Raw genomic sequence first — 21,285 nt, forward strand, 5'->3', positions numbered from 1 at the left:
CACGTCGCAGCGTCGATGGACGGTGAAGGTAGGTTCGGCGGTAACGCATGTCAATACACAGTATCGTTGAGCGATACAGCCTAGCGCCGGTCAGAAAGCTCGTCCTCGCGAACGCAGACGAACTCCATCTCGAAGGTCGAGGACGCCATGAAGTTCTTCTCGTCATCGATCAGCGCCGCGTACTCGGGAGTCGCGAATGCCTCTCGCATCGACTCCTCGTCGTCGTACCAGACCTCTGCGATGCCGTCGCACGTGGAGGGCACCTGGTCGAGGGCCGTGGGCCGGCCCTGCACGTAACGACGTACTCCAGGGATCGCCAGGACCAGTGGGGCGTGTTGGTCGCGCCAATGGTCGTGGAACTGCTCGCTGGTCAGGTCGGTACGGCGGTGGAGGACGGTGACGGTCTTGATCACAATCGTGATTCCTTCCCGGAATGAAGTGCCTAGCCGCGTACGCGCCGGGCAGGTCGTCAGTCCCAGTAGCTGCTGCTGGGCCAGCTCGTGCCCATGTGGGCGAGCGCGCCAGCGTCGGCGACGAGCGCCGCCCCGTTCACGAGCGCCGCTTCGTCGGAAGCGAGGAACGCGACGACCCGCGCGAGCTCCTCAGGTGTCCCGGTCCTCCCCCGAGTGCGCGCCTTGTGCTCGGGGTCGTCCGTCGCCTGCTGCCACCCGCCCTTCAACAGCGGGGTCTCGATCGGGCCCGGGCACACGCAGTTGACCCGGATGCCGTCCGGCGCATGGTCGACCGCCAGCCCCCGCGCCAAGGAGACAACGCCCCCCTTGGTCGCGGCGTAGGGCGTCCAGTTCGGGACGTTGGCGAAAGCGGCGTGCGACGCCGTGAACACAATGGCACCACCGCCGGCGGCCCGCATGCGCCTCACTGCGTGCTTGGCGCAGTAGAGCGGGCCACTCAGGTTGACGTTCACCAGGACGTCCCAGGCCTCGGCATTCAGATCGCTCACGTCGCCGACGGGGCCCGCAACTCCGGCGTTGGCCACGAGCACCGTCAGCGGCAAGCCTGACCATTGCTGCGCTTCGTCCATCGTGCCAGCGACCTGCTCCTCCAGAGTGACGTCGAGCGCGAATGCGCGGGACACCCCTCCCTCGGCCTCGATGAGGCTGGCGGTCTCCTGTGCGGCGTCGAGGTCGATGTCAGTGCAGGCGAGCGCGGCTCCCTCAGCGGCGATTTGCTGCGCCGTCGCTCGCCCGATCCCGGAGCCCGCCCCGGTCACGAGGGCCAGACGCCCGTGGAAGCTACGCGGCACGGGCTACCCCAGGCGAACGACGCCTGATCATCCGAGACTCCGGCCGAGCGCCTCGTATACCTCCGGCTTGCGCGACTTGTAGTACAGCGCCACGACGACGCCCAGGAGCAGGAGCCCGTACACGGCGGCACTGAAGACGAAGGACAACGTGGTCGAGCCACCGGTCAGCAGGGTCAAGTTCTTGGTGATGAGCCACAACGTCGCGGTGAGCATGACGAGAGCCAGCGCGGGTGCCACGCGCGTGCGCGCGACACCTTCATCGCCGGGTTCGCGGATGAAGAAGACGAGCACCGCGAGGCTCATGAGCGTGTAGAGCACGATGAGCGCCAGGGTGCCGATCCCGAGCATCCATGAGTACTGCTCAAGGAACGACAGGTTGGAGACCGCGAACGGGACAGTGCACACGATTGCCAGGACCGCGACGCCCGCGGATGCCAGGTACGGCGAACCGTGGACGGGGTGCACCCGGCCAAAGATCGGCGGTGCCGCCTTGTCGGTCGCTAGCGAGTACACATACCGGGTCGCCGTGTTGTGGATGGCGAGCAGCGCTGCCAGCGAGCTGGTCACGAGCAGGACATTCGTGAGGTCAGCCATGATCACGCCGACGTACTCTTCGACCGCGTCGACCATCATCACGCCGCTGTTGTTGGTCGCGACGGCAACGGCGTTACTCACGCCGTAACCGTTGATGAGCATGAAGGAGGACACGGTGTAGAGGCCTCCCAGGAGCAGGATCGATCCATAGGTGGCTCGGGTGATCGTGCGGTCGGGGTCCCGCACCTCCTCGCGGTAGATGGCCGTCGACTCGAAGCCGGTGTAGGTCAGGATCGCGAACATGATCGCGATCGGGACCGACCCGGAGAAGAAGGCGTCAATGGTCAGGGGCTCGGCACTGATCCCCTCCGGCCCTCCTCCTCGGGCCAGAACGACAACGTCGAAGACGACGACCACGACGAGCTCGGCGCACAGCAGGACGCCGAGCACCTTCGCCGAGAGATCGATTCTGAAGTGGCCCAGTGCGGACACGAAGAGCCACATGAAGAACGCCCAGAAAGCCCATGGCAGCTCAGGACCGCCGAACTTCCCGTGCACGAGGGCGTCGGCGGCGGCACCGCCCAGCAGATAGGTGCCGAGCAGGAGGCCGAGGTACCCGAGCACTGCCACGTACGACGCACCCAGACCGAGGGGCTTCCCGAGGCTTGCGCTGATGTATGCGTAGAAGCCACCTGGCCGCGGCAAGCGACGGGCCATGGCGACGAAGCCGACGGCGAACAACATCAGCATGATGCCGGACGCTACGAATGACAGCGGAGTACCGAGGCCGTTGCCGATCCCAATGATGACGGGAATCGTCCCGTTCAGCGTGATCAGGGGCGCTGCGAAGGACAGAACGATCAGGATCAGGGCGAAGGTCCCGATGCCACCCGAGAGGCGGGGCTCCGTTCCGTCGGATGCTGAAGCGTGCTGTCCGACGGAGTCTGAGGAAGATTCTGTGCTCATGCGGTCTTCTCACTTTCGTCGGTCATGCGACGCACGACGCTGCGTTCGCCGATTGGTCGCATCGAAGTGGCCAACATGTCGCTTGTCAATCTCTCGTATCGTTGATCGTTACGCACTCAAGGCCGATCGCCGAACACTGACACTTGCCCTGCGCCAGATCGCTCTGGAGCACGACGATGCCGTGTTCACTATGTGAGCACAAGACCGTATAGTGGGCAGAACTTCGCTCGTCCCTCCCCAAGGAGCACCTGATGCTGACCTCTGGATCCGTTGCTTTCATCACTGGCGCAGCCCGCGGCCAGGGACGTAGTCACGCCATCGAACTGGCGCGAGCGGGCGCTGACATCATCGGCGTGGACCTGTGCGAGGACCTTCCCTACCTCGACTATCCGCTAGGTACGATGGACGAGCTCGTCGAAACGCAACGCGAGGTCGAGGCACTGGGTCGGCGCATGTTCATCGCCCAAGCCGACGTCCGCGACCGAGACGCGCTCGCGGACGCCTTCGAGCGTGGAGTCGCCGATCTGGGCGACTGCACCATCGTCCTGGCGAACGCCGGCATCTGCCCGCTGACCATCGGCGACCAGCGGCGTGAGCAGTGGCAGCACGTCCTCGACGTCAACCTCACCGGCGTATGGCACACGATCGAGGTAGCGAAGCAATCGCTCATTGACAATGGCGGCGGGTGCATCATCATCACCAGTTCGACGTCCGGGCTGAAGGGCGACTGCGGCGACAGCCCCGGCGGATTGTCATACAGCGTTTCCAAGCACGCGGTCATCGGCCTCATGCGCAGCTACGCCAACGTCCTCGCGCCCCACATGATCCGGGTCAACTCCCTCCATCCAACCGGCGTCAACACGCCCATGATCGTCAACCCGGCTACTGACGACTGGCTAAAGAAGGTCGACATCGACCTCGAGAACCTCATGCCTCTGCCAATGGTGGAGCCCATCGATGTCAGCAACGCCGTCCTCTACCTCGCCGGCGAGTCCGGCCGCTACATCACCGGAGTGGAGCTCCCAGTGGATGCCGGATACAACGTGAAGAACTAGAGGTCGACACAGCCACCAATCGATTCGGAGGAACAGCAGATGAACAGACGTCTCGAGGGCAAGGTCGCATTCATCACCGGGGCGGCGCGAGGTCAAGGGCGCAGCCATGCCCTCCGGCTCGCAAGCGAGGGCTGCGACATTGTGGCCCTGGACCTGGCGGCACCGCTGGCAACGGTGCCGTACCCGATGCCAGGCACCGAGGACCTCGCGGAGACTGCGACCTCGGTACAGGCTCTCGGCCGCGCGATCATCGCGGAACAGGCGGACGTCCGCGACCGCTCGGCCGTCGAACGCGTGGTTGCCCAAGGACTGGAGCGATTCGGGAAGATCGACATCGTCATCGCCAATGCCGGTATCTCGCCGGAGAAGCCCGAGGACCACGACCCGTTCGCGACGTGGGACGACGTCATCGACATCAACCTCAAGGGCGTGTGGAACACGGCCCACGCTGCGCTGCCATCGATGATCGAGCGAGGGGAGGGCGGGTCCATCGTCGTCATCAGCTCGGTGCAGGGGTTGTCCGGTCGTGGCGGCACCGGCACAGCCGCAGGCGACGCATACGTCGCCTCGAAGCACGGGGTAGTCGGTCTCATGCGGACCTGGGCCAACTGGCTCGCCCCGCACGGAATCCGAGTCAACTCCGTGCAGCCATGCGGGGTTGAAACCCCGATGGTCGTCAACGACGCCCTCCCCGCCTTCTTCGCGAAGTATCCCGCCAGCGCGGCATCCCTGACCAACCTCCTGCCGGTCGAGGTGGTTCAGCCCGAGGACATCAGCAGCGCAGTCGCGTGGCTCGTCTCGGACGAGGCCCGCTACGTCACGGGCATAACGTTGCCAGTAGATGCGGGCTTCCTCGTGAAGTAGCCGATACGTCGTGAGCTGTACCTGAGACCCCACTCTTATGCGCTCCGATCCCAAAGGAGACGGCCCGCATAACGTTCCGCCCGCCGCACGGCGGGCACGTCGAGCCGGGCAGGGCGCTGCCGATCGAGCCCCCAGTGCCGGGCAGGACCCTCCCGGCCTAGACGCAACGGGCGCCTGCGAAGGTGCTCTGGAACCACCGCCCAGTCCTGCAGCGGCGCGCCCGCCCTGCAGGGCCGCGGACCGACGACTCTCGTCACCGTGTCGGGGCATCCGTTGTGCCTGCAAGCGTCAACGGCGTCCCGCGGATTGATCGCGACGCGTTGGTCCCGACGGCAGTGGACCTACCGCCGGGACCATGGGACCGCATCAGACCGCTTCGAGCTCCTGCTCGGCCTGGCCACCGATACGCTGGTAGACCGAAGGCCGCGATTTGCGCCACAGCAGGGCGAGGACGATGCCCAGCACACCTGCCGCGTAGACGATGCCCTGGAAGACGAACGACAGGGCCGCCCCGGCACCGGTCAGAGCATCGAAGTTGAGGCTGACGATGACCAACACGCCACCGAGCCCGATGAGCGCGAGCACTGGCGCGATCGTCGTGTTCCACATCCGCTCGCCGGTGTGGTGCTTACGGAAGAACGCGATCACCGCCACCGACGTGCAGGCCATCAGCAGGAGCAGAGCGAACGCCCCGAAGCCGAACATCCACGAGTAGAACCGGACGACGTCGGTGCCAGCGACGACGAAGGGAAGGGTGATCAGGAGTCCCGCGACCGATGCGGCAAAAGAGGCCTTGGCCGGCGAGCCATGGCTGTGGTGCGCCTGACCAAGGGTCGAAGGGAACACGCCGTCCTTGCCGAGCGAGAAGATGTAGCGGGCGATCGGGTTGTGCGACGACAGCACCGAGGCGAAGACGCTCGTCACCAGCAGGATCTGCGCGATGTCCTTCGCGACGTTGCCGTAGTAGGAGCCCAGAGCGTCGGCGAACATGAAGGTCGCGTTGGCCTCGGCCTCGGCGACGACCTTGTCGGGGCCAACTGCGGTGATGAGCGCCCAAGAGCTGATGACGTAGAAGGCCGTGATCAGCGTGACCGCGAGGTAGGTCGCGCGCGGCACGGTGCGGTCGGGATCCTTGACCTCGGCGCGGTAGATCGCCGTCGCCTCGAAGCCCAGGAAGCAGGCGGACGCGAACAGGATGCCGAGCCCGGGCGCGCCGGAGAGGAACTCAGTCGGGGTGAAAGAAGCCACGCTGTGGCCCTCATCGCCGCCGCCGACCAGCGCTGGGATGTTGAGCGCCATCACGATGAGGACCTCGAGGACCATAAGCGTCGAGAGCACTCGGCCAGACAGCTCGACGTTGAAGTGCGCGAGTGCCGTGACTGCGACCCAACCGAGCAGGCTGTAGACCCACCACGTGACCGACGGGACGCCGAAGAGAGTCACGAGGAGTGCGTCGATCGACACCCCGAGCAGACCGTAGGCGCCGAGCATGAGGGTCATGTATCCCACCAGGGCCACGAAGGAGGCGCCGAGCCCGAGCGGGCGTCCGAGGCCTGCGGTGATGTAGGCGTAGAAGGCGCCACCGATCTTGTGGTGCCGGGTCATGGTGGTGAAGCCGACCGCGAAGACGGTGAGGATTACTCCGACGGTCAAGAAGGTCATTGGGGTGCCCACGCCGTTGCCGGCGTAGATGATCACGGGCACGAAGCCCGCGATGGCGCCCAGGGGGGCAGCCAGCGCCAGCACCGTAAGCACCAACTTGATGGTGCCCATGCTGCCGCGCAGTTCGGTGTCCCCCCGTCGTGTCGGCTCGGTGTCCCCCCGTCGTGTCGGTTCGGCAGCTCCTGCTGCGTTCGCCGAAATCGATTCCGCCATCTCGTGCTCTCTTTCGCCGTGTCTGGGAATCGCGGCGGGGCTCGTCGTCCGAGTGGAGGACTTATGCTTCCGCTCGCCTCGGCTCGATCACAATACGAGCCGCTGCTCGCATCGTGTGCCATTTTGCATTCGCAGTCAATACCTTCGCGGCCGAATTGACCGGTTCTCGCGAGAAGTCCCCCTCGAGTCCCCGCCGGTCTAGACGGCGATTCACCGACCCAGAGTTGAGCTCCCGGTGCCCCACCAATCCGTCGGGGCGACCGAGGAACGTGAGGACGAGGGCCATTCCCATCGCGGCAGCCGCGATGGTGGTCGGGAGGTTGACCGCGTGACCTGCAATGACCACGCCGTCCCCGAGTTAAGCGAGCTGGCCCGCCTCTACGGCCTGACGGATGGGGGCGACCGGGCAGGCGTTGTCCCAGTGCATGGCACGGCCGACGTGCTGCATCCCGACGAACCAGCCGATCGACAGCACAAGGTCGGCGAACTCCGCAGCTGTGAAAGCCTCCTGCGTCCGAACAGTCAGTTCGTCGTCGACTCCGCCCCTTTCGGCAACCACGGCTTCGACGTACGCAATTGCTGCCGCGACCTGATCGCGCTGGTGGCTGCTGAGATGGGACTCCCCCTCCAGTACCGCGCCCTCCTCCGTGGAGTAGCGAAAGCGGGCGCAGTACGAGCACCCGATCGCCTCGGCAGCCGCAATTCGCATGCGCTCCTTGACCACCACGTGCAGTGCTGACTCGTCCCAGAGGACACGGTTCGCGTGCTGGACGAAGTCCGCCAGCGGTGGGTGCTGACGCATGAAGGCGTCGAAGACGTTCTCTGCCACAGCATTGCCTCTCGTCGAAGGGTGGGCGTGACGGGCCACTGGCGTCATGTCACGTCGACCAGGACCGGATTGTGGTTGAACCCGGGAAGGACGAGGTGTCCGGCATCGACTGGGATGCATGCACCCGAGATGTGCCGAGCGGCGTCGGAGGCCAGGAATGTCGCGGCGTCAACGACGGCGGACGTGGGCAACATGCCTCTGCCGCGCAGCGCTGGCCAATTGCGCATGGCCCGGTCATAGTCCTCGGGCGTAGCGTCGTCCCGGCCGAAGACCCATGCGCGGCTCGCAGGGTTGACGATCATGGGGGTGTCGACCGGCCCCGGCAGCAGCGCATTCGATCGGACGCCGTACGGACCCATCTCGACGGCGGCGTTGCGCATCAACCCGATCACGCCGTGCTTGGCCGCGACGTAGTGCGCCGCCTGCGCCGTAGCCTCGACCCCGTTGACCGAGGACGTGAAGACCACCGAGCCGCCGAGGTTCTCGAGCATGATCGGGGCGACCGACTTCAGGGTCCGCCACACACCAGTGAGAGTGATGTCGAGCATGTCCTGCCACGTTTCGTCTGACATCTCCCACAACGGGGCGAAGCTGAACACTCCGGCATTGGGGAGCAGGACATCAACCCGACCGAAGTGCTCGACTGCGCGGCGCGTCAGGTCGTCAAGGTCACTCTGCGATCGGACATCTGCCTGACCCCACACGCATCGGGCGCCGGCCTCTTCCACGAGCCGGACGGTTTCGTCGAGCTCGCTCGAAGTGGCCATGGGATATCGGACAGTGTCGACGTCGCGGCAGGCATCGGAGAGGACGAGGTCGGCACCCTCTTGCGCAAAGCGCACCGCCAGGTCCCGGCCCTGACCCCTACCGGCACCGGTAATGAAGGCGACCTTGCCAGCGAGTAGCCCCGGCCGCGGAGCCGCGCCGCGGCCACTCACGGGTGCGACCCATCGCGGACCGGGTTGTGGTTGTAGCGCGGCAGCAGGAGGTGTCCCGCCTCAACTGGCACTTGGATGCCCGTCACGTGCGCAGCCTCGTCAGAGACCAACCACGCCACCGCGTCGGCGACCGCGCTGGCTGGTAGAGAGACGCGACCCCGCATCGCGAACCAGGACCGGGTCGCCTCGAGATAGTCCTCCCGAGAGGCCCCGGGCTTGCCCGCGATGATCTCCCGGGACTCGGGGTTGTCGTTCATCGCCGTGTCGATCGCCCCGGGCAGGACCGCGTTGACGCGGATGCCGTAGGGCGCCAGTTCGAGCGCAGCTCCTTGCATGACGCCGATGACTCCGTGCTTGGCTGCAGAGTAGGCAACAAGCTTCGGGAGGGTCTCAGCGGCGGCGACCGAGCTGCTGAAGACCACGGCACCGCGCTGCCGGTCCATCATGTGCAGCGAAACAGCCTTGAGCGAGCGGTACGCCCCGGTGAGGCACACGCTCACCTGGGCTTCCCATTCGTCCTCGGTGATGTCCCAGCAGTCGTTGTACTGCACGACGCCTGCCTGCGCGACAAGGATGTCGACAGCGCCGAGTCGTTCGACCGCCTCCCCCACGATCCCGTCCAGGCCCTGCTGATCGCGGACGTCACATCGGCGATCGAGGACCGAGACTCCGAGTTCAGCACACATGGCTCGGGTCTGCTCGAGGTCTTCTACGCGCGCCTGCTCGGCCCGAATTCCTTTCACGTCCTCGCAGTGGTCCACGAGGACGAGGTGTGCTCCCTCGCGCGCGAACTTCTCGGCGATGGCTCGGCCCTGTCCTCGCGCAGCACCAGTGATCAGTGCGACGCGGTCCTTGAGTCGTCCATACCCCATGGTGCTCACGATATGGGCATTAGCCCGCATCGTGCAACAGCCGTGTCGCTCCTAGACCGCGGGGTAGTCCGTGTAGCCCTCTGCCCCGCCGCCGTACCAGGTTGAGCGGTCAGACTCGGCCAGCGCGATGCCGTCGCGCAGCCGAGCGGGCAGGTCGGGGTTGCCGATGAAGGGGCGCCCGAAGGCCACGAGGTCGACCAGCCCTGTCTCGAGGACTTCGTCGGCGCGCCGACGGTCGTAGTTGCCCGCAACGACGATCGGCCCAGCGAATGCCGAGCGCAGCTGCTTGCGGAACTCCGGGTCGACCGGGATCGGCTCGGGCCACGAATAGTCGTACTCGGCGATGTGGAGGTAGGCGATGCCGTGGCCGTCGAGCAGTCGAGCTGCCGCGACGATCGTGTCTTCGATGTCGTCGTCGCCTCCGTCGGGGAAGGAGACGATCGGCGAGAGCCGGACGCCCACCTTGTCGGCGCCAATCCGCTCGGCAACGGCCTCGGTCACGCGACCGAGGAAGCGCAACCGGTTCTCCAGCGAGCCACCGAACTCATCGGTGCGCTTGTTGGTGCCTCGACGCATGAACTGGTCAATCAGGTAGCCGTTCGCACCGTGGAGCTCCACTCCGTCCATGCCGGCAGCGACGGCTCGGTCGGCGGCATCTGCAAAATCGCCCACGATTCGGTCGATGTCCTCGACACTGAGCTCGCGGGGAGCATCGCAGTCAACGAGTCCGGACCATCCGTCGGCGCGCTCAACCCAGACGCTACCCTCGGCGGTCACCGCGGAGGGGGCGACTGGTTGAAGGCCGGAGACCTCCTGCACCGACACGCGTCCAACGTGCCACATCTGCATGAAAACCACACTGCCCTTGACCGCCTCATGCACCGCGCTGGCGACAGCGGACCAAGCTTCCTGGTGGGCGTCGGTGTGGACACCAGGGGTCTTGGAGTAGCCCTTGCCCTCGCGGGAGATGTTCGTTGCCTCGGTGATCACCAGACCGGCGGTCGCGCGTTGTGCGTAGTACTCCGGGGCGAACGGCGTCTGAAGCTCGTCGGCCTCGGTCGCACGCGACCTCGTCATTGGAGCCATGACAATCCTATTGGCCAGCCGGACGCCGCCGCGCAGTGTGATGGGTGAGAACAGGTTCGACATAGTCGCCTCCGATGCCGTTGCGTCGCCGCAGTCGGGAGGGCGCCATTGCGTCCTCCTCCTGCTCATCATACGATCAACTGCTCGCATTGCGATACGGAGGCTTCATGTCCAATTTTCAGCTGACATACGACGCTCTTGACGTGCGCGACGGCCTTCAGGTCTCTCGCAGCCCTTGGGGTGAGAACGACGTGCTCGGCCGCTTGAACTGGATGACCGACAGTACGCGCGCCGCGGCGCTCGCCGAGGCGGATGGATCGTCTGTCTTCGACCTCGGGGTCACCTATGAGGTTGGCATGCCTTGCTGGGTGGAGGCTGGCGATCCCAAGTTCGACATCTACATGACACATACGCCGCGAGGAACGGCTATCGACCGGCTCTCCGGCGCAGACCCGGGTGTGCATGATCGCTACCCCTACGCCGGCGCGGCGATCTCGATGTACTCACACGCCGGAACACACCTGTGCAGCCTGACCCACTTCGGTCACAACGGCATGTTCTGGAATGGGGTCAACGAGTTCGACCACCTGGCCAGTCGCTCCTGGACGCTGGGTGGGGTGACGCCCCCGATTGCCGTGCGGGCCGTGCTGTTGGACGTAGCCGCGGCACGGGGCGTCGAGGAGCTCGCCGCTAGCCACGAGATCACCGTCGAGGACCTGACGCTCACAATCGACGCCCAGCAGACGACGCCTCGTAGCGGCGACATCGTGCTCATTCGAACGGGCCGGATGCGGCAGTGGCCGGACCCCGCCGCATTCCTTCCATCCCCCCCAGGGCTCGGCATGGCTGCGGCTCGCTACCTGTGCGAAGAAGTCGGCGCGATGTGCGTGGGCGTTGATTGTGGCGGCGAGGTCTTGCCTCCAAGTGAACCCGGCACCTTTCTCCCCGTGCACTGCTACATGTTCGCCACTGCAGGCACACCGATGTTCGAGAACCTTTACCTCGAGGAGTTGTCGGCAGCAGGGGTGCACGATCTCGTTTTCACGGCCGCGCCACTAAAGATCGCGGGGACGACCGGGATGCCGGTGCGACCAATTGCCTACCCAAGAAGGACCGGGTCCTGAGCAGTCCTCAAGGTCCGGTGAGCTCTCCCAGGTCGTTCGCTGGTCACGAAGGGTCCGCCAGACGCTCGAGGTCTATGGCAATGGCAATGGCAATGGCAATGGCACCGTCGCCAGGGCGTGTCGTCGCCCGTGACGTCCTGCGACTTCAGACCGGGCGAGCATGGCCTTCGCCCAGTTTCACAGGTTGTCGAACTCCGCGACGCGGTCACGCACCGCGCGCCATTCCTCGTTGCGGTACTGCAGGAGGTCGTAGTGGATCGCGTAGCAGAGGGCGGTCATGGACACGATGACGCCGTGGCGTGCTTGGTCGCGCGGGATGGCGATCACGGTCTCGGGGAGGCCGGCGTTCATCAAGGTCTGCTCATCGGTCAGCAGGATGACTTCGGTGCCCCGCTTGGCCACCAGCCTGATCTGGTCGGCGATCGAGGTGTAGTCCTCCGAGAAAGCAAACACGACCAGTGCGTCGTCCGGCTGGATCTGTGCCAGGCGTTGGGAGCGTTCGTGTCCGGAGTGCGTGATCGTGTCGACGTGCAGGCCGCTGGAGACCAGTTTGGCGCGCATGAACTCCACCAGGGGCAGCACGAGCCCGCTGCCAAGGATGTGCACGCGGCGTGCAGACAGCATGTGCTGGACGACGACGTCAAGGCGCTCTTGCGAGATCTTCTCCGGCAGGGACTGCAGCACCTGCACCTGCGAGCTGATAACCATGGCGAGGGAGTACTTCTCGCCCTCCTCTCGCATGGCGATGGTGCGGTCCATGGTGCTGAGGCTGTCGGCGACCAGGGCCTCCCGCATGTCGATGAACCCGGCGTAGCCGAGCTTCTGCGCGAAGCGCACGACTGTCGACTCGTGGACGCCGGCCTTCTTGGCCAGTTCGGCGATCCGCATGAAGGGCGCTGAGCGGGAGTCGGCGAGGAGGATGCTGCCGATCTTCCGCTCCGATGCGGTCAGGTTCCGAGTCGAATCCTCGAGTGCTTGGTGGAAGCTCACGCGCACATCGTAAGGGCTCGGCGCGGACGAACACAGCATTTCTGCAAGAAAACCTGCAGAATCCTTGACGCCCTGCAAGTTTGCTGTCTAGTGTCTGTCGTCACATCCCGTTGGTGGGGTGAGTCACATCGACTCCCAGCCATCGGAGCCGCCTGCACACATCAGGAGAGACCGTTGATCGTCGACACTCACGCCCACTACACGACCGCACCGCCGCAGCTCGACGCCTACCGAGCTCGTCAGCTGGGCTCCATGAACCGGCCGTCGGCGGGCAAGCCGCTCAAGATCTCCGACGACGAGATCCTGGTCTCCCTCGAAGGCCACCTCAAGCGCATGGACACCCTGGGCATCGACCGGATGATCTTCTCCCCGCGCGCATCCGGCATGGGGCACGAGATCGGCGACGCCCGGGTGAGCCTGTACTGGACGAAGGTCAACAACGACCTCATCAAGCGCGTGTGCGACCTCGTTCCCGACCGCTTCATCCCGGCCGCACAGCTGCCCCAGTCCCCGGGCGTCAGCCCCGCCGAGTGCGTCGGCGAGCTCACCCGCTGCGTCGAGGAGCTCGGCTTCGTCGGCTGCAACGTCAACCCCGACGTCGCCGGCGGCGGTCAGCCCTTCACCCCCGCGATCAGCGACGAGTGGTGGTACCCGCTGTGGGACGTCATGGTCGACCTCGACGTCCCCGGCCTGGTCCACGCCTCCAGCACGGTCAACCCCGCTCTACACCTCAACGGATCGCACTACACCAGTTCGGACGCGGCCGTCACGTTCGAGCTGTGCTGGAGCAACCTGTACGACCACTACCCAGCCCTGAAGCTGATCGTGCCCCATGGCGGCGGCTCGCTGCCGTTCAACTGGAACCGGCACCGCGCCCTCCACACGCTGCAGAACAAGCCGCCCTTCGAGGAGCGCATCAAGAACGTGTACTTCGACACCGCGCTCTACGACCGTGACTCCATGGAGATGCTGATCCGCAAGGTCGGGGCCGACAACATCCTCTACGCCGCCGAGCCCTTCGGCACCGCGAAGGCCACCGACCCCGAGACCGGCCGTCTGTTCGACGACACCGTCTCCTTCGTCGACGACATCTCATGGCTCAGCGACGAGGACAAGGACAAGATCTTCGTCGGGAACGCCCGCCGCCTCTACAGCCGCGCCGCCCTCTGACGACCACGTCATCCGGCAGCCGACCCGCATACCTACCAGGAGCAGACATGACCCTCGGATTCCAGATCCTCCAGCGCACCGATGCCGTTCCGAGCGACGAGGCACAGCGCTGGCGCGAACTCCCCGTCGCGAACATCAGCGACACCATGAACCGCCTCTCGGCCAGCAGCGCCGACCTGGTGCTCATGAACACCGACCTCAGCACAAAGATGAGCGGCGCCGCCCTCACCGTGCGAACCCGCCCCGGCGACAACCTCATGGTCCACAAGGCCCTCACGATGATCCGGCCCGGCGACGTCCTTGTCATCGACGCTGCCGGCGACCTCACCAACGCCATCATCGGCGAGATCATGGTCACCGCCGCCATCGCCAAGGGCCTCGGCGGACTCGTCGTCCACGGCGCCATCCGCGACGCCGAGACCCTTCGCGCAGGAGCACTCCCTGTCTTCGCCTGCGGCGTCACTCACCGTGGCCCCTACAAGGACGGACCGGGTGAGATCAACGTCCCGGTCAACCTCGGCGGCATGGTCATCCACCCCGGCGACCTAGTCGTCGGCGACGCGGACGGCGTCGTCGCGGTGCCGCTGGACAACCTGGCCGAGGTCTACGCCGCCGCCAAGGCCAAGCTCGCCAAGGAGACGGTGTCGCTGCAGAAGGCGGCCTCCGGCGAGCGCGACGACTCCTGGATCGACCGGCGGCTCGCCGCCCAGGGTTACACCGCACCGCTCGAGCTCGCCGTGGGGCAGGCATGAGCCTCGACGCCGGGGCTCGTCCGCACCCCGAGGTGAGCGAGCAGGACATTCGCCACCCCAGGGATGTGTGGGGAAGCGCCGTCACGGTGGTCATCGCCGCGGTGGCCCTGCAACGCTCCGTCTCCTACGGCATCGAGGGACACACGCAGGTCGTGGGCCCCGGCATGTTCCCGGCCATCGTGTCCGCAGCCCTGCTGCTGCTTGGACTCCTCTGGGCGCTGCAGACCTGGCGCAAGACGGTCCCGCAGCCCGAGGAGCCGATCGAGCTCCCCGACCGCGGCGGTGTGGCACGCATCGCCATCACCGTGGCCGCCATGCTCGTGCCGGCGCTCGTGTTCAACCTCGTCGACTTCCGCCTGACCGTCTTCGCCATGTCGTTCGCCGTCATGCGCTTCGTCTTCGGCAGCCCCTTGGTCCTCGCCGCCACCGTCTCCGCCGCGCTCTCGGCCATCTGCTACTTCGGCCTCGCACTCGGGCTGGGGATGGTCCTCCCGCTCAGCTTCTGAGCCCTTCAGCAGACACCAGACGCCAACGCCGCCTCGACCCAGAAATCAGGCCTCACCGTGGATTCACTCAACCAGTTCGCCCAAGGGATGCAGAACGTCCTCGCACCCGAGATGCTGATCTACGCCCTCATCGGCTGTCTCGTCGGCATGGTCGTCGGCATCCTCCCCGGCTTCGGACCGGCAGCCGCCACCGCGCTGCTCTTCCCGCTGACGTTTTCCTTGGGTGCCACCGAGTCCCTGGTGATGATGGCCGCCGTGCTTTACGGGGCCACCTACGGCGGCTCCATCACCGCCGTCCTGCTGAAGGTTCCAGGCGAGGCTAGCTCAGTCGCCACCACGATCGACGGCCACGCGATGGCCAAGGCCGGCCGCGCCGGCCCCGCCCTCGTCATCGCCGCCGTCGGCGGCTTCATCGCCTGCGTCGTCGCGACGTTCGGCTTCGTCGCAGCCACCCCGCTCACCCGCTTCGCAGTGACCCTCGGCCCCGTCGAGATGTTCGCCCTCACCATCCTGGCCCTGCTCATCGCCGCCGGCCTCGTCGGCCGCTCCGTCACCAAGGGCATGGTCGCCGTCGCGTTCGGCCTTCTCCTCGCCACCGTCGGCCGCGACCCGCTGTCGGGCATGGAGCGCTTCACCGGAGGCGCCAACGGCCTCATCGACGGCCTCGACATCATCCCCGTCATCATGGGCCTGTTCGGACTCACCGAGCTCTTCAGCACCGTCGAGCGCCGACACCGCGAGCAACAAGCCATCAAGGTCGGCCGGATCATGCCCTCCCGCCAAGACTTCAAGGACTCCGCCGGCCCCGTTGCCCGCGGCACGATCATCGGGTTCTTCCTCGGCCTCGTCCCCGGCTCACCGGGAGCCACCACTGCCTTCGCCTCCTACACCCTGGAGAAGAAGCTCTCCAAGCACCCCGAGCAGTTCGGCAAGGGCGCCATCCAGGGCGTGGCCGGCCCTGAATCGGCCAACAACGCCCTGAGCGTCGCCGGCATGATCCCCCTCTTCACCCTCGGGATCCCGTCCTCGGCGACCATGGCCATCATGTTCGGGGTCTTTACCTCCAACGGCCTGATCCCCGGACCCACGCTCTTCACCGAGACCCCCGAAGTGCCCTGGACCATCCTGGCCAGCATCGTGGTCGGCAACGTCATCCTGCTGATCCTCAACGTCCCGCTGGTGCGGATCTGGGTGCTCGTCCTCAAGACGCCGTACCCCGTGCTCTACGCCATCGTCGTGGTGTTCCTCGTCATCGGCGCCTACAGCCTGCGCAACAGCACCTTCGACATCATCGTTCTCATCGGGTCCGGCCTCTTCGGGTACCTCCTCGAGAAGATCGACGTCCCCGCCTCACCCATCGCCCTGACCCTCGTCCTCGGCGACCTGATGGAGACGTCATTCCGCCAGACCCTCGCCCTCTCGCAGGGAAGCATGTCTGGCTTCGTCTCCAGCACCACGGCCATCGTCATCTACGCCATCACGGCCATCGCCCTTGCCAGCATCCCGATCGGACGCAACCTCAAGGCCCGCCGCGACCGGCGCGTCTCGGACACCCCTGACCGCCGGATGACTCCCGTCTAGCCCCGACGACCGTCACACCATCCCGCCACCCCACCCCACACCGCACCGCTCGCACCGCACTACCTCCACCGACCTGGTTCTCCGCGTCGTGCGGATTGACTGCGCCCACCCGCCCCAAGGAGCCGACCATGAAGACTGCCATCGCCACCGCGATCACCCTGTCCGCCGCTGCCCTCGCCGGCTGCGCGTCCTCCGATACGACCAACGGCAGCGACGCCGCCTTCCCCGACAACCTCTCCTCGCTGACGTTTGAGGTCCCGTTCGACGCCGGCGGCACCACCGACACCATCGCGCGGCTGATGGCACCGATGCTGGAGGAGGAGCTCGACGTCCCCGTCCAGGTCGTGAACATGTCGGAGCGCGACGGGCAGGCCGGCTTCGAGGCCCTCGCCGAGTCCGACCCCAACGGCGCGATGGTCGGGTTCACCAACCTGCCATCCGCCGTCACCTCCTACCTCGGAACCGAAGCCGGGTACGACAAGGACTCGTTCGCCCCGCTCGGCGCAGTCACGTCCCTGAGCACCGTGATCGCCGTCCACGAGGACAGCGACATCGACGACTTCACCGACCTCGTCGACGCCGCCCTTGCCGCCCCCGGAGACGTGACCCTCGCCGCCGGCGCGCTCGACGACAGCATCCAGGTCCACCAGATCGAGGAAGCGACGGGCGCCGAGTTCAACAAGATCCCCTTCGAGGGCGGGTCCTCGGGCGAGGTCACCGCGCTGCTCGGCAAGAAGGTCGACGCGATCATCGGCGCTCCCGTCGCGATGATCCCCAACGTCGAGTCCGGCGACTTCCGCGTCATCGCCGTCTTCGGCCCCGAGCGCATCGCCGCGCTGCCCGACTCGCCGACCGCCATCGAGCAAGGCGTGGACCTCGAGATGCTCTCGCGCATCGGGCTCTCGCTCTCCGCCGGCACCGACGAGGAGACCCAGTCAGCCCTCGTCGACGCCATGGACAAGATCGCCGCCTCGCCCGAGTTCGTCAAGAAGGTCGAGGCCCTCGGGTACGAAGGTGGGTTCATCGACCCCGAGAAGTTCAGCGCCGAGTGGACCGACGCCGAGGGAGTCGCCCAGACCGTGATCGACGAGGAGGGCCGATGACGCACGACCAACAATCACCACCAGCAGCCGAGAACAAGCCCTCCAAGTCCAGCCCTGCCGACTACCAGCCGGCCACCCAGGCTGACGGCTCCATCCGCCTGAGCACCGCCATCGGCAACCGGGGCGTCACCCAAGCCATCTTGGCCGGCCTGCCCACCCCCGGATGGGAGCTTGAGTTCCACGACGTGAAGCCTCTCCCTCGCGCCTTCCGTGCCATGGTCAACGAGCGCTCCTTCCACGTGAGCGAGATGGCCCTGACCACGCTCGCCATGGCCATCGAGCGCGGACGACCCCTGATCGGCATCCCCGCGGTGCTGAACCGTGACTTCCACTACCGCTCGATCGTCGTCCGCACCGGCGCCGGGATAACGTCGCCTGCCGACCTGGTCGGCCGACGAGTCGGAGTCCGGGCCTACTCGCAGACCACCGGTGTCTGGGCGCGGGGACTCCTCGAATCCGAGTTTGGCATCGACCACCGAGAGATCACCTGGGTGACCTTCGAGGGCGCCCACGTGGCCGAGTACGACGACCCCAAGCACGTCGAACGCGCCCCGGCTGGCGCCACCATCCTCGACATGCTCGCCGCCAGTTCCATCGACGCCGCCGTGATCATGGACCCGCAGGTAGATCCCGCGATCGCCACTCCACTGTTCCCCGACGCCAACCAGCGAGCGCGCTCGTCCCACGAGCGCGACGCCATCTTCCCCGTCAATCACGTCCTCGCGGTCGACACCGCGACAGTCGAGGAGATCCCCGACCTGCCAGGCCAGCTGTACGACCTGTTCCTGCAGAGCAAGCAGACGTACGACGCCAGGCTCGCTGCCGACGGCCCGGTGACCCCGCAGGACCGACACACGCTGGCTCTCGGCGGCATCGTCTCAGGGGACCCCAACCCCTTTGGGGTGGCTGCCAACCACTCCAGTTGCGACCAGCTCCTGACCTACGCACACCACCAAGGCCTGCTCGCACGGCGTATGCGCGTCGACGAGCTGTTCCACCCGAGCCTGTTCTGATCCTGTCCTGCCATGACTCCAGTTCCGTCACCCGCACCCACCCATCCCGAAAGAAGAGCACGATGAAACTCCGCCGCAGCATGTGCGTCCTCCTGGCCGCCCCGCTCATCCTCACCGGATGCGCCAACACCAACAGCGGTGGGGACACCGACACCGCGAGCTTTCCCGAAGGCCTCGACAGCATCCAGATGATCGTGCCGTTCAGCGCCGGAGGAAGCACCGACACGATCGCACGGCTTGTCGCCCCCCGCCTCGAGGAGAGCCTCGGGGTTCCGGTGCAGGTCATCAACCGCGAGGAGAGCGGCGGCCAGACCGGCCTGAAGCAGATCGCCGACTCCCCCAAGGACGGGTCCGTCATCGGCAGCGCGAACCTGCCCTCGATCTTCACCACCTACCTCGACCCGAACACCGACGTCGACTACGACCGCGACAGCTTCCAGACCGCTGGCGCTGTCACCACGTTCGGTTCGGTCGTCGTTGTCCGCGAGGACAGCGGCTTGAAGACACTCGACGACCTCGCGGCAGCGGCGAGCGCCGAACCCAAGGCCCTCGACCTGGCCGGGGGAGCCGTCGACGATCTCATCCCCATCACCCAGCTCGAGGACGCTTTCGACGCCGAGTTCAACCTGATCCCGTTCGAGGGCGGTAGCGCAGACAAGGTCACCGCCCTTCTTGGTGACAAGGTCGACGTCATCGTCGCCGCTCCCAGCGCCGTTGTCGCCAACGTCGAGTCCGGCGAGTTCCGAGTCCTTGCGACGATGGGCAGCGAACGAAGCGTCAGCTTCCCCGACGTCTCCACCGCCCAAGAGCTCGGCTACGACATCACCTACGACACCGTCAATGGTTTCGCGCTGCCGGCTGGAACTCCCGACAACATCGTCGAGGCCTACAGCGACGCACTCTCGGACGTCGTCGACGACCCTGCCTTCGCTGAAGCCGTCGAGCCACTCGGCTTCAACGCCAGCTACGTCTCCGCCGGCGACTACGGGGACCTCTGGGACGAGCGCGAGACCGAGGCAGGACCCATCATCGAGGCCGCCGAATGAGCCACCAAGCCCACACCCGCCCGCACACCCCCACCACGGAGGAGTACCCATGCTGACCGGAGTCGACCACATCGACCTCAGGACACCGGACTTCGACGGCACCGTCGCCTACCTCGAGTCCCTCGGCCTGCGCGAAGTCCGACGACTCGACCCCGAGCGCGGCTCGGTCGAGATGGCGCTTCCCGGTGAGAACCAGGTCGTGTTCGAGGTCCGGCCCGAACCGGCGGCCGAGAAGGCATACGTCCACCACGTCGCCTTCGGACTGGAGGGGCTCGACGACGTCGACACCCTCGCTGGCGCAGGTGTCCCCTTCACCAAGGCCAAGCACTTTGTGCCCGCCACCGGGAGGACCGTCACCAACGGGGTCGACCCCGGCGGGATGACCTGGCAGCTCACTGACTGACTACATGCGGCCGAGTTCGGCTCTGAGCCGGACCCGGCCGCATGACTGCACCTCCACTCCGCGTCCACGCACCTTCACCCGATCCCAAGGAGTCAACGACCCGTGACGGCGTTCCGCTGGCTCTTCGTGGTCACCGCGCTCCTGCAGTCAACCTTCGCCGCGACCAAGGTCCTCATCATCTACCGCGCCATCGAACTCGGAGGATCGGCCAGCGAGATCGGCGTTCTCGTGGCCTTGTACGCCGTGGTCCCCTTGGTCGCCGCGCTGCCTTTGGGGCGCGCCGTAGACCGAGGTCACGTGTCGATCGTCATGCGCTCCGGCGGAGTCCTCACGATCGCCGGCGTCGTTCTGGTCGCGGCCGGCCCCAACCTCATTGCATTGGGCGCCGCCAACATCCTCATCGGCTGCGGGCAGATGTGCTCGATGGTCTCAGCACAAGGGCTCATCCCCCGCCTCAGCACGGACGATGAACTCGACCGACGGTTTGGAGCGTGGAGCGTCGCTACCTCCTTGGGCCAGACCCTCGGAGTTCCCTTGGCAGGACTTGTGGTCCATGTGGCGCCGAGTCGCGACATCGGTGTGGGTTGGGCGCTCCTGGGCTTCGCCGTGGCAAGCGTCGCGGCCAGCGCAGCAACCCTGGTACCCGCGCTGAGGTTCGAGCCGTTCGCGCGGAACATCGCTGGACGCGATCCCCAACCCACTAGTCAGATGTTGACCACCCCGGGCATGCGCAGCGCGATGCTCGCCAGCGTCATCGTCCTCGTCTCGATCGATCTCCTGATGGCATACCTCCCCCTCCTAGGGGTCGAGAGAGGCTTCGGCGTCCTTGCCGTAACCCTGATACTCACCGCACGATCAGGCTCAGCACTGATTGCGCGCGTCTTGATGACGCCCATCCGCGCCCGGTTCTCTCGCGAGCAGGTCATGGTCACGAGCACCCTCATCTCGGCGCCAACGGTTCTCGCACTCGCGATCGTCGGCAATCCGTGGATCGTCGGCGCCTGCATGGTCGTCGCTGGCTTCGCATGGGGGCTCGCACAACCACTGTCGATGACCTGGGTCGCGAGTCTCGTCACGCCGGCCAATCGCGCCTCCGCCCTCTCCCTACGGATCACCGGAAACCGGGTCGGGCAAGTCGCCGTTCCCCTCGCCGCCGGTGGACTCAGCAGCGCCGCCGGCGTCTCGTCCGTGTTCGTCGTCATCGGCACCGCCCTGTTCGTCTCGGCGCTCAACACCCGGCGGTCACTGCGAGGAGGTCCAGCAGCCCCAGCGCCGTGACCCACTCCCCCAATACGTCTAGCCAGCAGATCCCGA

21 protein-coding genes are annotated in these 21,285 nt (G+C 66.3%); 12 read left to right on the forward strand and 9 right to left on the reverse strand.

Translation table 11 applies throughout. From position 1 onward, the window contains the following. Window positions 1-80: 80 nt before the first annotated feature. From JOD65_RS01755 to JOD65_RS01765, 3 genes are read right to left on the reverse strand one after another with little or no spacing between them, the layout of a single operon-like run. A complete protein-coding gene (locus tag JOD65_RS01755) occupies window positions 81-413 on the reverse strand; it encodes an EthD domain-containing protein (RefSeq protein WP_191194039.1) in 333 nt (110 codons plus the stop codon). Window positions 414-469: 56 nt separating this feature from the next. Further along, window positions 470-1,264, reverse strand: coding sequence for an SDR family NAD(P)-dependent oxidoreductase (locus JOD65_RS01760; RefSeq protein WP_191194038.1), 795 nt, complete (start codon window positions 1,262-1,264; stop codon window positions 470-472). 27 nt (window positions 1,265-1,291) lie between these two features. Then, window positions 1,292-2,764, reverse strand: a complete 1,473-nt coding sequence (locus JOD65_RS01765; RefSeq protein ID WP_191194037.1) for an APC family permease — start codon at window positions 2,762-2,764, stop codon at window positions 1,292-1,294. Window positions 2,765-3,015: 251 nt separating this feature from the next. Here JOD65_RS01765 and JOD65_RS01770 point away from each other — a divergent pair, with 251 nt between their 5' ends. Together JOD65_RS01770 and JOD65_RS01775 are read left to right on the forward strand one after the other, a co-directional pair. Next, on the forward strand, window positions 3,016-3,819 hold the full coding sequence (locus JOD65_RS01770) for a mycofactocin-coupled SDR family oxidoreductase (RefSeq protein ID WP_191194036.1): 804 nt from the start codon (window positions 3,016-3,018) through the stop codon (window positions 3,817-3,819). Window positions 3,820-3,858: 39 nt separating this feature from the next. Continuing rightward, a complete protein-coding gene (locus JOD65_RS01775) occupies window positions 3,859-4,683 on the forward strand; it encodes a mycofactocin-coupled SDR family oxidoreductase (RefSeq protein ID WP_191194035.1) in 825 nt (274 codons plus the stop codon). 366 nt (window positions 4,684-5,049) lie between these two features. Here the strand turns inward: JOD65_RS01775 and JOD65_RS01780 are convergent, their stop codons facing one another. From JOD65_RS01780 to JOD65_RS01800, 5 genes are all read right to left on the reverse strand, one after another. Beyond that, window positions 5,050-6,438: an APC family permease gene (locus JOD65_RS01780; RefSeq protein WP_191194034.1), complete on the reverse strand. Its 1,389-nt coding sequence runs from the start codon at window positions 6,436-6,438 to the stop codon at window positions 5,050-5,052. Between the two features lie 478 nt (window positions 6,439-6,916). Next, window positions 6,917-7,387: a carboxymuconolactone decarboxylase family protein gene (locus JOD65_RS01785; protein WP_191194033.1), complete on the reverse strand. Its 471-nt coding sequence runs from the start codon at window positions 7,385-7,387 to the stop codon at window positions 6,917-6,919. Window positions 7,388-7,431: 44 nt separating this feature from the next. After that, window positions 7,432-8,325 carry a mycofactocin-coupled SDR family oxidoreductase gene (locus tag JOD65_RS01790; RefSeq protein ID WP_191194032.1) on the reverse strand — a complete coding sequence of 298 codons (894 nt, stop codon included), beginning with the start codon at window positions 8,323-8,325 and terminating at the stop codon, window positions 7,432-7,434. Further along, on the reverse strand, window positions 8,322-9,197 hold the full coding sequence (locus tag JOD65_RS01795; protein WP_224747449.1) for an SDR family NAD(P)-dependent oxidoreductase: 876 nt from the start codon (window positions 9,195-9,197) through the stop codon (window positions 8,322-8,324). The genes JOD65_RS01790 and JOD65_RS01795 overlap by 4 nt, the downstream gene beginning before the upstream one ends. Window positions 9,198-9,248: 51 nt before the next feature. Further along, window positions 9,249-10,346, reverse strand: coding sequence for an alkene reductase (locus JOD65_RS01800; protein ID WP_191194030.1), 1,098 nt, complete (start codon window positions 10,344-10,346; stop codon window positions 9,249-9,251). A 104-nt stretch (window positions 10,347-10,450) separates the two neighbouring features. On the opposite strand from JOD65_RS01800, the gene JOD65_RS01805 reads away from it, so the two are divergent. Continuing rightward, complete coding sequence (locus tag JOD65_RS01805; RefSeq protein ID WP_191194029.1) at window positions 10,451-11,407, forward strand: cyclase family protein; 957 nt, start codon at window positions 10,451-10,453, stop codon at window positions 11,405-11,407. A 177-nt stretch (window positions 11,408-11,584) separates the two neighbouring features. Here the strand turns inward: JOD65_RS01805 and JOD65_RS01810 are convergent, their stop codons facing one another. Then, on the reverse strand, window positions 11,585-12,397 hold the full coding sequence (locus JOD65_RS01810; protein ID WP_191194028.1) for a MurR/RpiR family transcriptional regulator: 813 nt from the start codon (window positions 12,395-12,397) through the stop codon (window positions 11,585-11,587). 174 nt (window positions 12,398-12,571) lie between these two features. On the opposite strand from JOD65_RS01810, the gene JOD65_RS01815 reads away from it, so the two are divergent. From JOD65_RS01815 to JOD65_RS01855, 9 genes are all read left to right on the forward strand, one after another. Then, a complete protein-coding gene (locus tag JOD65_RS01815; protein WP_191194027.1) occupies window positions 12,572-13,567 on the forward strand; it encodes an amidohydrolase family protein in 996 nt (331 codons plus the stop codon). Between the two features lie 47 nt (window positions 13,568-13,614). Beyond that, window positions 13,615-14,319 (forward strand): RraA family protein, encoded by a 705-nt coding sequence (locus JOD65_RS01820; protein ID WP_191194026.1) that lies wholly within the window; start codon window positions 13,615-13,617, stop codon window positions 14,317-14,319. Further along, window positions 14,316-14,825 carry a tripartite tricarboxylate transporter TctB family protein gene (locus JOD65_RS01825; RefSeq protein WP_191194025.1) on the forward strand — a complete coding sequence of 170 codons (510 nt, stop codon included), beginning with the start codon at window positions 14,316-14,318 and terminating at the stop codon, window positions 14,823-14,825. The genes JOD65_RS01820 and JOD65_RS01825 overlap by 4 nt, the downstream gene beginning before the upstream one ends. 57 nt (window positions 14,826-14,882) lie before the next feature. Further along, a complete protein-coding gene (locus JOD65_RS01830; RefSeq protein ID WP_191194024.1) occupies window positions 14,883-16,406 on the forward strand; it encodes a tripartite tricarboxylate transporter permease in 1,524 nt (507 codons plus the stop codon). Window positions 16,407-16,534: 128 nt separating this feature from the next. After that, on the forward strand, window positions 16,535-17,509 hold the full coding sequence (locus JOD65_RS01835; RefSeq protein WP_191194023.1) for a tripartite tricarboxylate transporter substrate binding protein: 975 nt from the start codon (window positions 16,535-16,537) through the stop codon (window positions 17,507-17,509). Beyond that, complete coding sequence (locus tag JOD65_RS01840; RefSeq protein WP_191194022.1) at window positions 17,506-18,522, forward strand: ABC transporter substrate-binding protein; 1,017 nt, start codon at window positions 17,506-17,508, stop codon at window positions 18,520-18,522. The genes JOD65_RS01835 and JOD65_RS01840 overlap by 4 nt, the downstream gene beginning before the upstream one ends. Before the next feature lie 62 nt (window positions 18,523-18,584). Next, window positions 18,585-19,568, forward strand: coding sequence for a Bug family tripartite tricarboxylate transporter substrate binding protein (locus JOD65_RS01845; RefSeq protein ID WP_191194021.1), 984 nt, complete (start codon window positions 18,585-18,587; stop codon window positions 19,566-19,568). 49 nt (window positions 19,569-19,617) lie between these two features. Further along, entirely contained in the window at window positions 19,618-19,971 is a 354-nt protein-coding gene (locus JOD65_RS01850; RefSeq protein WP_191194020.1) for a VOC family protein, read from the forward strand. A 102-nt stretch (window positions 19,972-20,073) separates the two neighbouring features. Next, on the forward strand, window positions 20,074-21,249 hold the full coding sequence (locus JOD65_RS01855) for an MFS transporter (protein ID WP_191194019.1): 1,176 nt from the start codon (window positions 20,074-20,076) through the stop codon (window positions 21,247-21,249). The last annotated feature ends 36 nt before the right edge of the window (window positions 21,250-21,285 follow it).

The organism is Nocardioides cavernae (genome assembly GCF_016907475.1).
Classification (GTDB): Bacteria; Actinomycetota; Actinomycetes; order Propionibacteriales; family Nocardioidaceae; genus Nocardioides; species Nocardioides cavernae.

Bases quoted from the DNA above. Each gene is read 5' to 3' on its own strand.
- JOD65_RS01820 (WP_191194026.1), top strand. From the start codon at position 13,615: ATGACCCTCGGATTCCAGATCCTCCAGCGCACCGATGCCGTTCCGAGC.
- JOD65_RS01850 (WP_191194020.1), top strand. From the start codon at position 19,618: ATGCTGACCGGAGTCGACCACATCGACCTCAGGACACCGGACTTCGAC.
- JOD65_RS01835 (WP_191194023.1), top strand. From the start codon at position 16,535: ATGAAGACTGCCATCGCCACCGCGATCACCCTGTCCGCCGCTGCCCTC.
- JOD65_RS01840 (WP_191194022.1), top strand. From the start codon at position 17,506: ATGACGCACGACCAACAATCACCACCAGCAGCCGAGAACAAGCCCTCC.
- JOD65_RS01775 (WP_191194035.1), top strand. From the start codon at position 3,859: ATGAACAGACGTCTCGAGGGCAAGGTCGCATTCATCACCGGGGCGGCG.
- JOD65_RS01765 (WP_191194037.1), bottom strand. From the start codon at position 2,764: ATGAGCACAGAATCTTCCTCAGACTCCGTCGGACAGCACGCTTCAGCA.
- JOD65_RS01845 (WP_191194021.1), top strand. From the start codon at position 18,585: ATGAAACTCCGCCGCAGCATGTGCGTCCTCCTGGCCGCCCCGCTCATC.
- JOD65_RS01770 (WP_191194036.1), top strand. From the start codon at position 3,016: ATGCTGACCTCTGGATCCGTTGCTTTCATCACTGGCGCAGCCCGCGGC.
- JOD65_RS01805 (WP_191194029.1), top strand. From the start codon at position 10,451: ATGTCCAATTTTCAGCTGACATACGACGCTCTTGACGTGCGCGACGGC.
- JOD65_RS01795 (WP_224747449.1), bottom strand. From the start codon at position 9,197: ATGGGGTATGGACGACTCAAGGACCGCGTCGCACTGATCACTGGTGCT.
- JOD65_RS01825 (WP_191194025.1), top strand. From the start codon at position 14,316: ATGAGCCTCGACGCCGGGGCTCGTCCGCACCCCGAGGTGAGCGAGCAG.
- JOD65_RS01800 (WP_191194030.1), bottom strand. From the start codon at position 10,346: ATGTCGAACCTGTTCTCACCCATCACACTGCGCGGCGGCGTCCGGCTG.